Here is a 13850-nt window from a genome sequence, read left to right on the forward strand (position 1 = left end):
ATTAGCTATAAAACAAACAAAAAATCTTTAGAAGAAATTAAACTATAAACAAGGGGTTCTATTTTCGAACTATATATCTTTAGAAGATTTTTTTATTATGCTGTTTTTTCAAGAAAAGAAGTAGTGCTATACAACAAAAAAACCTCGATAAATCGAGGTTTTTTTGTTGTATAGTATTGTAATTATTTCAATTTCTTTTTAACTTCTACAGTAGTAAATCCTTCGATTACATCGTATTCTTGAATATCGTTATAACCTTTGATCTGCATACCACAATCGTATCCTTTAGAAACTTCTTTGACATCGTCTTTAAAACGTTTTAAGGCCAATAATTCACCTGTATAAATTACAACCCCTTCACGGATTAGGCGGATCTTATTAGATTTAAAGATCTTACCATCCGTAACCATACATCCTGCAATAGTACCTACTTTTGAAATTTTGAATAATTCACGTATTTCAGCAGTTCCTGTAATTTCTTCTTTAAACTCAGGAGATAGCATTCCCTCCATTGCATCACGTAAATCATCAATTGCAGCGTAGATAATAGAGTAATGACGAATATCAATCTCTTCTTTTTCTGCTAATGATTTGGCATTTCCTTGAGGGCGCACATTAAATCCTATAATAATTGCATCAGAAGCAGAGGCTAACATTACATCTGATTCGGTAATAGCACCTACTCCTTTATGGATGATATTAATTTGAATTTCTTCTGTTGATAATTTAGAGAATGAATCTGATAAAGCTTCTACTGAACCATCCACATCCCCTTTCAAGATAATGTTAAGTTCTTTAAATTGACCTAATGCAATACGACGACCAATTTCATCTAACGTAATATGACGTTGTGTACGTACAGATTGTTCACGTAATAACTGAGTACGCTTAGCTGCAATTTGTTTTGCTTCTCTTTCGTCTTCAAATACATTAAACTTATCCCCTGCTGTAGGAGCTCCATCTAGTCCTAAGATAGATACGGGCGTAGAAGGACCTGCTTCTTTTACACTATGTCCACGTTCATCTTGCATTGCACGAATTTTGCCATGATGTTTACCTGCTAATACATAATCACCAATTTTCAAGGTTCCTGCTTGTACTAAAATTGTAGACACGTAACCGCGTCCTTTATCTAAGAAAGCTTCTACAACCGTTCCAACCGCTGGTTTATCGGGATTTGCTTTTAATTCTAAAATTTCAGCTTCGAGTAATACCTTTTCGAGTAATTCTTTTACACCGATACCCATTTTAGCAGAAATATCATGTGACTGATATTTACCTCCCCATTCTTCTACGAGGAAGTTCATTGCGGCTAATTTTTCTTTAATTTTATCAGGATTAGCTGTTGCTTTATCTATTTTGTTGATTGCAAAAATAATTGGTACACCTGCTGCTTGTGCATGACTAATTGCTTCTTTAGTTTGTGGCATGATATCATCATCGGCTGCTACTACAATAATAGCAATATCCGTTACTTGAGCACCACGAGCACGCATAGCTGTAAACGCTTCGTGACCAGGTGTATCAAGGAATGTAATCTCTTGACCATTTTCTAATTCAACTCCGTAAGCACCGATATGTTGAGTAATACCTCCTGACTCACCTGCAATTACATTTGTTTTACGAATATAATCTAACAAAGAAGTCTTACCATGGTCTACGTGACCCATTACAGTTACAATTGGAGCACGTTCTTTGAGATCTTCTGGTTTGTCTTCAACTACTTCAATAGTTTCTTCTATATCAGCGGTAGTAAATTGTACTTCATACCCAAATTCGTCTGTTACAATAGTTAAGGTTTCGGCATCTAAACGCTGGTTCATGGTAACCATGATTCCTAAAGACATACAAGTTCCTATAACCTTAGTAATTGGCACATCCATCATCGTTGCAATTTCACCTACTGTTACGAATTCTGTAACTTTAAGTACTTTGCTTCCTTCTTCTTGTGCTGCTAACTCAGCTTCATTACGTTCTCTATGCGAATCACGCTTATCACGACGATATTTAGCTGCTTTGGATTTATTCCCTTTACCTTGCAATCTTTCAAGGGTTTCTTTTATTTGATTTTTTACTTCTTCTTCTGTAGGTTCGACTTTTACAACAGGAGCTTTTTTATTGAATTTATTCCCTCCTTTGTTTCCGTGGTTAGCCCCTTGATTACCTCTATTTCCTTGTCCGTTATTATTATTCCCGTCTGGTTTATTAGACTGATTATTTTGTTTGGAAGGAATTCGGTTACGCTTTTTCTTATTAGCATCTCCTCCTTGATGGTTATTATTTCCACCTTGGTTTGGTTTTGAATCTTCTTTTTTCTTTTTAGGTTTTTCAAATTGAGATAAGTCAATTTTTTGTCCTGTAAAAGTAGCACCTGATAATTTTTGGTATTGAGTTTCGTAGCGTTCTTCAACTACTTGACCTGCTTCAACTGAAGGACTTGTTGCAGGCTTGTCAGTTTTAGTTTCTACTTTTGGCTCAACTATAGGTTTAACCTCTTTTAGCTGTGGTTTTTCTACCACTTTTTCTACTTTCTTTTCAACAGGAGGCACCACTACAGGTTTAACCTTAACCTCTACTGGTTTTTCTTGTTTTGGTTCTATTTTCTCTACAGGCTTTTCCTGTATTACTGGTTTTGAAACTTCCTTTGCTACAGGTTCTACCTCTACTTTTGGTGCTTCAACTTCAGGTTTTACGACAGGCTTAGGGTTTAAGTCTATTTTTCCTACTTTTTTAGGTCCTGATAAAGCCGCAGCTTTTGCTTTGATAACTTCCTGACGCGCACGCTCTTCTTCAATGCGTTTTTGCTCTAATTCATGCTCGCGCTCTAAACGTAATGCTTCTTTTTCTTTACGTTTTTCTTCGCCTACTTCTTTAGAAGCATCTTTGTTACCTTTATCTCCAGCAAATTGATTAGATAGGATACCATATATCTCTTCTGTGATTTTGGTATTTGGATTCGATTCTATAGTGAAACCTTTATCCTTTAAAAAATCAACAGCTCGCTCAAGAGATATATTAAATTCTCTTAATACTTTGTTTATTCTTATTGTTCCTTCAGACATAAATTTTATTTATGGTTTTTTTTATTTTTTTGTAGATTAAAAGGGATTAATCTTCAAATTCTTCTTTTAAAATCTTGATTACCTCAAGAATAGTTTCCTCTTCTAAATCGGTACGACGTACTAAATCTTCAACATCTTGACTTAAAATACTACGAGCAGTATCTAGACCTACTTTTGCAAATTCATCAATGATCCATCCATCAATTTCATCTGAAAACTCTGCCAACTCAACATCATCCTCGTCTTCTTGCGTATTCCCTTCTCGAATTACATCTAATTCATAGCCTGTTAACATACCTGCCAGTTTGATGTTATGCCCACCACGACCAATTGCTTTTGATACTTCTTCTAATTTCAAGTAAACTTCGGCCGTTTTCTTTTCTTCATTAATTTTAATGGAAGAGACTTTTGCTGGACTTAATGCTCTAGTGATGAATAATTGTGTATTATTCGTGTAATTGATTACATCAATATTTTCGTTTCCTAGTTCACGAACAATTCCATGAATACGAGAACCTTTCATTCCAACACAAGCTCCTACTGGATCAATTCTATCGTCATAAGAATCTACGGCAACTTTTGCTTTTTCTCCTGGTATACGAACTACTTTTTTAATAGTTATCAAACCATCAAATACTTCTGGAATTTCTTGTTCAAATAACTTTTCCAAGAACTTTTCAGAAGTTCTAGACATTATAATTTGTGGTTTATTACCTTTTAGTTCAACATTTTCTATAACTCCACGAACATTATCTCCCTTTCTAAAGAAGTCAGATGCTATTTGTTTTTCTTTTGGCAATACAATTTCATTTCCTTCATCATCAACCAATATTACTGCTTTAGGACGTACATGGTGTACCTCCGCAGTATAAATATCGCCTATTAAATCTTTGAATTGTTTGTATAAATTAGTACTATCGTGTTCATGAATTTTAGAAATTAAATTTTGGCGTAAGGCTAAGATTGCTCTCCTTCCTAAGTCAATTAATTTTACTTCTTCAGATACTTCTTCTCCAATTTCAAAGTCGGGTTCTATTTTACGAGCTTCTGTCAGCGTAATTTCCTCATTTTCGAAATCTAAATCTTCATCTGCTACAATAACACGGCGTCTCCAAATTTCCATATCTCCTTTGTCAGGATTGATAATAATATCAAAATTTTCATCGGATCCGTATTTTTTCTTCAATGCACTTCTAAACACATCTTCCAAAATAGCCATTAATGTAACACGATCGATAGATTTATTATCCTTAAATTCTGAAAACGATTCGATTAATGCTAAATTCTCCATACAACTCTTTGATTTTTTTTAAAATATAATTGTAACTACTGCTTCCACAATATTGCCATATTGTATTTTCGTATTGTGAACAACAGTTTCTTTTCCTTTTCCTACTTTTTTGGGTTCACGTGCAGTCCATTCTAATGTAACACCTTCATCGTCTGCCTCCACTAAAAGAGCCTCATATTCTTTTTCTGCAGTTGTTAGCTTTACCGTACGTCCTACATTTTTCTTAAACTGACGAATCATTTTTAAGGGAGCAGACACACCCGCAGAAGCCACTTCCAACGCAAAATCTTGTTCTTCTCTATCGAGGCTGTTTTCAACAGCTCTACTTATGTTTACACAATCCTGCAACTGCACTCCATTATCGCCATCTAAAGTTACGATAATTTTATTACTATCAGTTATAGTTAAATCAATTAAAAAAAGCTCTGGAAATTCTTCCAAAGTTTGATTTAATACCTGTATTACTTTTTCTTTAAATGTCATTGGTATAAAAAGAGGCACGCGATGCGTGCCTCATTATTTAATGTTTAACTTCTAAATAACGGCACAAATATACATTTTTTTTTTTATTTTACTAACTGATTGATTTTTATTAAAAACTTTCTTACCTTTATAAGTGAGTTTAGGAAAAACAAATCTTTAAACAATAACCCCATTATGAAACGAATTTTAGTCCCAACCGATTTTTCTCAACACGCAGAATACGCCCTTAAAGTTGCTGCTCAATTTGCTAAAAAGCACAATGCAGAGATCTATTTAGTACATTTATTAGAACTACCAAATCAAGGCAATGACACCGTTACACATGGTCACGACATTCCTGAGATTATATTTTTCAAAAATGCAATAACCAATAGAATGGATGATTTATTAGAAGAAGAATATTTAAATGGAATAGAAACTTCTAAAATAATTCAAATAGAACATCCTTTTGAAGGCATCATGAAAACGATACAAAACAATGCGTTTGACCTTATTATAATGGGATCCCACGGAGCAAGTGGAATCAAAGAAATGTTCGTAGGATCTAATACTGAAAAAGTAGTAAGAAACTCTAACGTACCTGTTTTAGTCATTAAAGAAGACGATATAAACTTTAAAATAGATCACTTCGTATTTGCTTCAGACTTCCTAGATGAAATAAAAAAACCTTTTGAAAACATAGTGCGTTTTGCTAACGAATTAGGAGCCACCTTACACCTTGTAAATATAAATACGCCTAACAATTTCCGTTCTACTCAAAATGCACAAAAACTAATGGCCGATTTTGTTAGCGGATTCAAAATTGACAAATACGAAACTCATATATATAATGATACTAATGTTGAAGCTGGCATACTAAACATAACAAACGACCTAAATGCAGACCTAATAGGCATGTGCACTCACGGAAGAAAAGGCTTAGCTCATTTTTTTAACGGAAGTATAAGTGAAAGTTTGGTCAATCACTCGAAAAAACCAGTCATAACCTTCAAAATATAATAAAAAAACGGTGATTAATTCACCGTTTTTTTATTTTTAAAATTACTTATTCATATTTCGCATCTTATACACGAAGGCACCCTAATCAATATTAAAAACCAACAATGACAGCGACTCATCCCCAACATTACCTAGAACAAACCCTAATACTAAACAAAATTTTATTAAAATCCCTTTCTGTTTAGACCCTAACACACAATCTACATATATCATTCGTGCCAAATCACACAAACGTTCCTACCGATACACATACAAAACAGGAAGGATTAATAGGATTTTTCAATATTTCATTACATTCTTCATCTGATATTTCAAGACGCACCTTTAGCTTATCTAAGAAATCTTTTTCTTCTTTATTCATTCCTCCATCAGCAATAGCCGCACGTACAATCGCGGAAAAACATTCTTTGTTTCTAGTTCAATTCACCATCAAATAGTTCTGAAAGTGGAATAATTTATTTTTTTAGTTCTCTTAAAAATAAAACAATCACAAACTTAGACAATAAAATAAAATGATTACTAAAAAATTTGTATGTTTGAAACTCTTTTAATTTTATCGTATGCAAGAATTTTGGTTATATTTTGAAATCGGCCTAAAACACGTATTAAACATCAATGCTTATGACCATATATTATTCCTAATTGGAATGACTATTCCTTATTCATTTAACGACTGGAAAAAATGGTTAACATTAGTGAGTTTATTTACTTTAGGTCATTCTATTTCACTTATACTTTCTGTATTTGGGATCATTTATATAAAAGAAAATCTAGTTGAATTTTTAATCCCCATTACAATATTGATCGTAGCCCTTTTTAATCTTTTCACAGCAGGAAAAAGTTCTAAAGGCGAAAGTATAACTTTAATAGCCATTGTAACATTACTATTTGGAATAATACACGGATTAGGTTTTTCCAATTATTTCAAGACATTATTACCAGGAAATAAATCAGACAAAATATTACCCCTTGCAGAGTTTGCTCTTGGAATTGAAAGTGCACAAATAATAGTTGTTCTTATTGTCTTAATAATTTCATTTATAATCCAATCTGTTTTCCGTTTTTCAAAAAGAGATTGGACGTTAGTCATGTCATCCTTTATAATAGGAGTTGTAACACCACTAATTATACAAAGCCCTATCTGGCACAGATAAAATGGAAGAAAAACTTAGCAAATACGACACCGCCTACCTACGTTTAGCAAAAGAATGGGGCAAACTCTCTTATTGCAAAAGAAAACAAGTAGGAGCAATTATAGTTCGAGATCGAATGATTATATCAGACGGGTATAATGGCACTCCTTCTGGATTTGACAATTGTTGCGAAGACGAAAACAACCTAACGCATTGGTACGTCCTTCACGCAGAAGCTAATGCAATACTAAAGGTTGCCAGCTCTACACAATCATGCAATCAAGCAACTCTTTACATTACCCTTTCTCCTTGCAAAGAGTGCTCTAAATTAATCCACCAAGCAGGAATAAGAAGAGTCGTTTATCTCGAAAAATACAAAGATGATTCAGGTTTGGTTTTTTTAGAAAAAGCTGGGGTTGTTGTACAACAAATTAAAGATTTAGATTCAGAATAGAATGAAATTTTTCCAACTAAACTAAGTCCAAATCTTTACTTTTATTTTTTCTTAACACTATCATGACTATGTGTTTCTCTTCCTTTATTCCATAAAACAAGTATTTCAGTTGCTACTGCCGCTCCACTCCCTGCAGCTATTGCCAACTGGCTTCTATGCCCTGAAAGGGTACCACAAACATAGATCCCTTCCGTTACCTTATAGTCAATATTTTTTAGCTGAATGCGTTTTTTTTCAGGAAGTGATTTTTGATGAGGCTCAACATATTCATTCAACCCCTCAATATCAAACAAATTAGAAGCTCCCACTCCAACAACAACTATTTGAGTTCTAAAAACACTTTTGTTAGTAATAACTTCCAAACCATTTTGAACCGACACAACCTTCAGAACTTTTTCGTCTGCTATTTGAACAATATGATCATACGTATTCCTTAACTGATCCAATGAGTCTAGCAACAAATCAGCCCCTAACTTACCTGCCGGAATCCCATAAGCATTATAAAAAATAGCATCTTGCAAAGAAGATGCTTTTTGATGAGTAAGAATTCCTATTTTTTTATCTTTAACAAAATCTTTATTTTGAGCAGAACCTAAAACCATAGCACAAGACACCCCTGAAACTCCTCCTCCTATAATTAACACATCAAACATTTACGAATGATTTTTCAATTGATTTTCAATTGATTTTGAAAGATTAAAGATTAACAAAATAACGATAGCACACAAGACAGCCAATATCCCTATCAAAGCCACTAAACTATCTCCATTAAATAAATCTTCGAGATTAAGCATTGAAACATTAACGCCAATCAATACAATTCCTAACACCAGAACTATGTAAGTAAAAATTTTCATTAACTATATTTTTAGGAAACAAAATTACAGCTTTTCAGCCTAAACAAACAAGCCTTTAACATTAGCCGCAAATAATTTAACAGCTATTGCTAATAATACAACTCCAAAAACTTTTCGCACAACCCCTAAACCTGTAGGCCCAAGCATTCGCTCAATTTTACCTGATAATTTCAAAACAGCATATACAATTATGATGTTGAACAAAATAGCTACTACTATATTGATTGATTGGTATTCTGAACGCAAAGACAACAAGGTAGTCATAGTACCCGCACCAGCAATTAATGGAAATGCCAAAGGAACAATACTGGCTGTTTTAGGCTCTTCATCTTTATAAATACTAATTCCCAGGATCATCTCTAGTGCCAGAAAAAAAAGAACAATAGACCCTGCAACAGCAAAAGATTTAACATCTACACCTATAAATTTCAACATCCCCTCTCCCACAAAAAGGAACATAATCATAATCAACCCTGAAACAAAACTAGCTCGTTCTGCATGAATATGCCCTATTTTATTCCTTAAATCCACAATTATAGGAATAGAACCCATAATATCAATAACTGCAAACAAGACCATTCCAACAGTCAACACTTCTTTCCAATCAAAATTCATAACTCTTTTTTTTAACAAATATTTTCGAATATACTAATTTCAAACAATTAACAAAACTACAATCCTAATTATTGTTTCTTATTTGTAATTTTGCAGCACTAAAAACAAAATCACATGTTTCAAATTGGTAAAACGATCGTCTCAGAAGACATTTTAGAAAAAGAGTTCGTATGCAACCTGAGTGCTTGTAAAGGAGCTTGCTGTATTGACGGGGATTCTGGAGCTCCTCTACTAGAAGAAGAATTACCAATCTTAGAAGCTATTTATCCTAAGATCAAACATTTACTACGACCAGAAGGCATTGAAGCCATCAAAGAACAGGGCACATGGGTTACAGACAAAGACAATGAACTTGGAACCCCTTTAATAGACAATAAAGATTGTGCGTATGTTATTTTTAAAGAGGGAAATGCTTTATGCGGCATAGAAGAAGCTTACAATCAAGGATTCGTTAATTGGAAAAAACCAGTTTCTTGTCATCTCTACCCAATTAGAATTAAAGAATTCAGTAGTTTTCAAGCCGTTAATTATGATCGTTGGGATATTTGCTCAGAAGCCTGCTCATTAGGCAAAGAACTCAAAGTACCCATCTATAAATTTGTAAAAGAAGCTTTAGTAAGAAGATTCGGAACGGATTGGTATGAAGAACTTGAAATTGTAGCACGAGAATACTACAAATAATAATATCAAAAAAGTTTACTAATGATTTTTAAAAGATTTAAAAATCATTAGTAAAAAGTTTCAAAACCAGCTAAGGAAACGCAAAAAACTTCATTTTATTACACTTTAATTAATTAATTATTAACAATACATATATTACAAATATATAAGTTAACACCCATCCAAAAAACAGGCCAATCCCAACCTACGAAAATCCTTTATTTCATAAGGGTTTATAATTTTTTAAAAACACAAAACACTGACAAACAACACATTACACTTTTAATAAAGAATAACCTACAATTACATCATTTGTTAAAAACTCCCCCGAAATGTGAATAACTATTCTTTCATTTTAGAGTCTAATTTTGAATCTTTGTAGTCCCAATTACGCACAATTATTCGAATCAATTTAAAACTATAATTTCAGGTATAGATATGGCTATTATTGAACCCATTTTACAAGAAAATAAAGATCGCTTTGTGATCTTCCCAATCAAGCACCATGACATTTGGGAATGGTATAAAAAAATGGAAGCAAGCTTCTGGACAGCAGAAGAAATAGACTTACATCAAGATTTAACTGATTGGAATACCAAATTAAGTGAAGATGAAAAATACTTCATCAAACATATTTTGGCGTTTTTTGCAGCATCTGATGGTATTGTAAATGAAAACCTTGCAGAAAATTTCGTAAATGAAGTTCAATATCCCGAAGCTAAATTCTTTTATGGCTTTCAGATTATGATGGAAAACATTCATAGCGAAACTTATTCATTATTAATTGACACCTATGTAAAAGATGATGTAGAAAAAGATCAATTATTTCATGCTATTGAAGTTTTTCCTGCTATCAAGAAAAAAGCAGAATGGGCATTACGCTGGATTTCATCCGACTCATTCGCAGAAAGGCTAATTGCCTTTGCAGCAGTAGAGGGGATCTTTTTTTCTGGAGCATTTTGTTCTATCTATTGGTTAAAAAAACGAGGATTAATGCCTGGATTAACCTTTTCAAATGAATTAATTTCTCGAGACGAGGGAGTACACTGTGATTTTGCTGTACACCTACACAACCATCATTTAATAAACAAAGTAACTAAAGAAAGAATTACAGAAATTATAGTAGATGCTTTAAATATAGAACGCGAATTTATAACAGAATCTCTTCCGGTTTCTCTAATAGGGATGAATGCTGTTTTAATGACTCAATATTTAGAATTTGTAGCAGATAGATTATTAATAGAGCTAGGTTGTGCTAAAATTTTTAACGCAACTAATCCATTTGATTTCATGGACATGATTTCATTACAAGGAAAAACCAATTTCTTTGAAAAACGGGTTGCTGAATACCAAAAGGCGGGTGTAATGAACAATGAAGAAGATGCTCATAAATTTTCATTAGACGCTGATTTCTAAAAACACATCTGACAAACTTAACAATCTATCAGATTTAAAAAACACCCCTAGTAAAAGTCGGGAGACTGGTGTTTTCACAAATTTATTATTAACAAGAAAACAAAGAAGGGATTTTTTGTTTTCAAAAAGACAAGAACTATGTACGTAGTAAAAAGAGATGGGCATAAAGAACCCGTAATGTTTGACAAAATCACAGACAGAATTAAAAAACTCTGCTATGGTTTAAATGATATGGTAGATGCTGTAAAAGTTGCCATGCGAGTAATTGAAGGCCTATACGATGGTGTAACCACTTCCGAATTAGACAATTTAGCTGCTGAAACCGCAGCTGCCATGACCGTTACTCATCCTGATTATGCACAATTAGCCGCTAGAATTGCCATTTCTAACTTACATAAAAACACAAAAAAATCGTTTTCTGAAACGATGAATGATATGTTTCATTACGTAAGCCCTCGCACAGGCAAAGACGCTCCTCTTATTTCAGATGAAGTACATAAAATAATCATGGAAAACTCTGCTTTTCTAGATTCACACATAATTTACAACCGTGATTTCAACTATGATTATTTTGGTTTTAAAACCCTAGAACGTTCTTATTTACTTAAAATCAATGGAAAAATAGCAGAACGCCCACAACACATGTTAATGCGCGTTGCAATTGGAATTCACCTAAATGACTTAGAATCCGCAATAGAAACATACGAGTTGATGTCTAAAAAGTTTTTTACACATGCCACTCCAACACTTTTCAATGCAGGAACACCAAAGCCGCAAATGTCTTCTTGCTTTCTTTTAGCAATGCAGGACGACAGCATTGATGGTATATATGACACACTAAAACAAACTGCTAAAATCTCACAATCTGCTGGTGGTATTGGCTTATCAATTCACAATGTACGCGCAACAGGCTCATACATTAGAGGAACTAATGGCACCTCTAACGGGATTGTACCTATGTTACGTGTTTTTAACGATACCGCTCGCTATGTAGACCAAGGCGGTGGAAAACGCAAAGGAAGCTTTGCCATCTATATCGAAACTTGGCATGCTGACATTATGGACTTCTTAGATCTTAAAAAAAATCATGGCAAGGAAGAAATGCGTGCCCGTGACTTATTTTACGCTATGTGGACCTCTGACTTGTTCATGAAACGTGTAGAATCTGATGACAAATGGACGTTAATGTGTCCTAACGAATGTCCTGGATTATATGATGTATATGGAGATGAGTTTGAAGCTTTATATACTAAATATGAAAACGAAGCGCGTGGACGCAAGACGATTAAAGCTCGTGAATTATGGGAAAAAATCCTAGAATCTCAAATCGAGACAGGAACGCCTTATATGCTATATAAAGATGCTGCCAATCGCAAATCAAATCAAAAAAATCTAGGAACTATCCGCTCTTCTAATTTATGCACAGAAATTATGGAGTACACTTCTGCTGACGAAATAGCCGTGTGTAACTTAGCTTCCTTATCTTTACCAATGTTTGTCGATGAAGGCAAATTTAACCATGAATTATTGTACAAAGTAACCAAACGAGTAACACGTAACTTAAACAAGGTAATTGACCGAAATTACTACCCTGTTAAAGAAGCCGAAAACTCTAATATGCGACATCGCCCAATAGGATTAGGGGTACAAGGATTAGCAGATGCTTTCATCATGCTACGTATGCCTTTTACCAGCGACGACGCTAAAAAATTAAACCAAGAAATATTTGAAACCATGTATTTTGCTGCCGTAGAAACCTCTATGGAAATGGCAAAAGAGGAAGGTCCTTACTCTACTTTTAAAGGTTCACCAATATCTGAAGGTCAATTTCAATACAACCTTTGGGGCGTAACAGATGAAGAATTATCAGGTCGTTGGGACTGGGCTTCGTTAAGAAAAGAAGTAATAGAATATGGTGTTCGCAACTCTTTACTAATAGCTCCAATGCCTACTGCTTCTACTTCGCAAATCCTTGGAAATAACGAAGCTTTTGAACCTTACACTTCAAACATTTATACGCGCCGCGTACTTTCTGGTGAATTTATTGTAGTAAATAAACATTTACTGGAAGATTTAGTAAAATGCGGACTATGGAATGAAGATTTAAAACAAGAAATTATGCGTCACAACGGTTCAGTACAAAATATTGACCGTATTCCACAAGATTTAAAAGACTTATATAAAACCGTTTGGGAAATGTCTATGAAAGACATTATTGATATGTCCCGCCAACGAGGTTATTTCATCGATCAATCTCAATCGCTAAACTTGTTTATGGAAGGAGCTACCTTTTCTAAACTAACTTCAATGCATTTCTATGCTTGGAAATCAGGTTTAAAAACAGGTATGTACTACTTACGTACTAAAGCCGCTGTAGATGCTATTAAATTCACATTAAATAACGAAAAGAAAACAGAACCTACAATAGAATCCCCTAAAGAATTAGAATTAGTAGCCCCTGAAGGAGAAATGACAGCAGAGGAATTCAGAGCAATGATTGAACGTTCTCGTAATGCAGAACCAGAAGATTGCGAAATGTGTGGATCTTAATAATTTATTTACAAAAACAAACAAGAGGCTGTCCAAAAGAAAAGTTAGGACAGCCTTTTTTTCAAAACATTACAAAGCAATTCGTACCTTTGAATAAAATATTACACATGTCAAAAGAAAAAAACAAAGGAATTTATACAGGAATTATAGAAAAAGATAGCAATGGAAATTATTTCTGTGGCGAATACCTTTTAGACTATCAATACACCGAAGCCAGCTTCAAGGTAGGCGATATGATAAACATCAAAACCATAATTGACAACCCAAGCAGCAAAAGCAACGAAAAGTACCCTAAAAAAACAAACAATTTCTTTTTAGCTAAAAAATAAA

13 protein-coding genes are annotated in these 13850 nt (G+C 33.8%); 7 read left to right on the plus strand and 6 right to left on the minus strand.

Going from position 1 to position 13850, the window contains the following annotated elements; genetic code table 11:
- Nucleotides 1-182: 182 nt before the first annotated feature.
- The 3 genes from infB to rimP are packed head-to-tail and all read right to left on the minus strand — an operon-like array spanning nt 183 to nt 4836.
- A complete protein-coding gene (gene infB, locus HUE53_RS05820) occupies nt 183-3062 on the minus strand; it encodes a translation initiation factor IF-2 (protein ID WP_014166141.1) in 2880 nt (959 codons plus the stop codon).
- A gap of 46 nt (nt 3063-3108) precedes the next feature.
- Nucleotides 3109-4353: a transcription termination factor NusA gene (nusA, locus tag HUE53_RS05825; protein ID WP_192188776.1), complete on the minus strand. Its 1245-nt coding sequence runs from the start codon at nt 4351-4353 to the stop codon at nt 3109-3111.
- Nucleotides 4354-4371: 18 nt separating this feature from the next.
- Nucleotides 4372-4836, minus strand: a complete 465-nt coding sequence (rimP, locus tag HUE53_RS05830; RefSeq protein ID WP_014166139.1) for a ribosome assembly cofactor RimP — start codon at nt 4834-4836, stop codon at nt 4372-4374.
- A 174-nt stretch (nt 4837-5010) separates the two neighbouring features.
- On the opposite strand from rimP, the gene HUE53_RS05835 reads away from it, so the two are divergent.
- The 3 genes from HUE53_RS05835 (at nt 5011) to HUE53_RS05850 (ending at nt 7422) form a co-directional block, all read left to right on the plus strand.
- The gene (locus HUE53_RS05835) at nt 5011-5835 is read left to right on the plus strand and encodes a universal stress protein (RefSeq protein WP_065213921.1); all 825 of its coding nucleotides are present in this window, start codon (nt 5011-5013) and stop codon (nt 5833-5835) included.
- Between the two features lie 560 nt (nt 5836-6395).
- A complete protein-coding gene (locus HUE53_RS05845) occupies nt 6396-6989 on the plus strand; it encodes a HupE/UreJ family protein (protein WP_065212958.1) in 594 nt (197 codons plus the stop codon).
- 1 nt (nt 6990) lies between these two features.
- Nucleotides 6991-7422: a deoxycytidylate deaminase gene (locus tag HUE53_RS05850; RefSeq protein ID WP_014166136.1), complete on the plus strand. Its 432-nt coding sequence runs from the start codon at nt 6991-6993 to the stop codon at nt 7420-7422.
- Between the two features lie 41 nt (nt 7423-7463).
- On the opposite strand, the gene HUE53_RS05855 is transcribed toward HUE53_RS05850, so the two are convergent.
- From HUE53_RS05855 to HUE53_RS05865, 3 genes are read right to left on the minus strand one after another with little or no spacing between them, the layout of a single operon-like run.
- A complete protein-coding gene (locus tag HUE53_RS05855; RefSeq protein WP_192188777.1) occupies nt 7464-8075 on the minus strand; it encodes an NAD(P)/FAD-dependent oxidoreductase in 612 nt (203 codons plus the stop codon).
- Nucleotides 8076-8279, minus strand: coding sequence for a hypothetical protein (locus HUE53_RS05860; protein ID WP_014166134.1), 204 nt, complete (start codon nt 8277-8279; stop codon nt 8076-8078).
- Between the two features lie 39 nt (nt 8280-8318).
- Entirely contained in the window at nt 8319-8894 is a 576-nt protein-coding gene (locus tag HUE53_RS05865) for a MarC family protein (RefSeq protein ID WP_041253258.1), read from the minus strand.
- A 114-nt stretch (nt 8895-9008) separates the two neighbouring features.
- Here HUE53_RS05865 and HUE53_RS05870 point away from each other — a divergent pair, with 114 nt between their 5' ends.
- The 4 genes from HUE53_RS05870 (at nt 9009) to HUE53_RS05885 (ending at nt 13849) form a co-directional block, all read left to right on the plus strand.
- A complete protein-coding gene (locus HUE53_RS05870; RefSeq protein WP_014166132.1) occupies nt 9009-9575 on the plus strand; it encodes a DUF3109 family protein in 567 nt (188 codons plus the stop codon).
- Nucleotides 9576-9992: 417 nt separating this feature from the next.
- Nucleotides 9993-10970 (plus strand): ribonucleotide-diphosphate reductase subunit beta, encoded by a 978-nt coding sequence (locus HUE53_RS05875; protein ID WP_014166131.1) that lies wholly within the window; start codon nt 9993-9995, stop codon nt 10968-10970.
- A gap of 138 nt (nt 10971-11108) precedes the next feature.
- The gene (locus HUE53_RS05880) at nt 11109-13520 is read left to right on the plus strand and encodes a ribonucleoside-diphosphate reductase subunit alpha (RefSeq protein ID WP_192188778.1); all 2412 of its coding nucleotides are present in this window, start codon (nt 11109-11111) and stop codon (nt 13518-13520) included.
- 107 nt (nt 13521-13627) lie between these two features.
- On the plus strand, nt 13628-13849 hold the full coding sequence (locus HUE53_RS05885; protein ID WP_041253496.1) for a hypothetical protein: 222 nt from the start codon (nt 13628-13630) through the stop codon (nt 13847-13849).
- Nucleotide 13850 lies beyond the last annotated feature (1 nt).

Source organism: Flavobacterium columnare, assembly GCF_014844295.1.
Taxonomy (GTDB): Bacteria; Bacteroidota; Bacteroidia; order Flavobacteriales; family Flavobacteriaceae; genus Flavobacterium; species Flavobacterium columnare.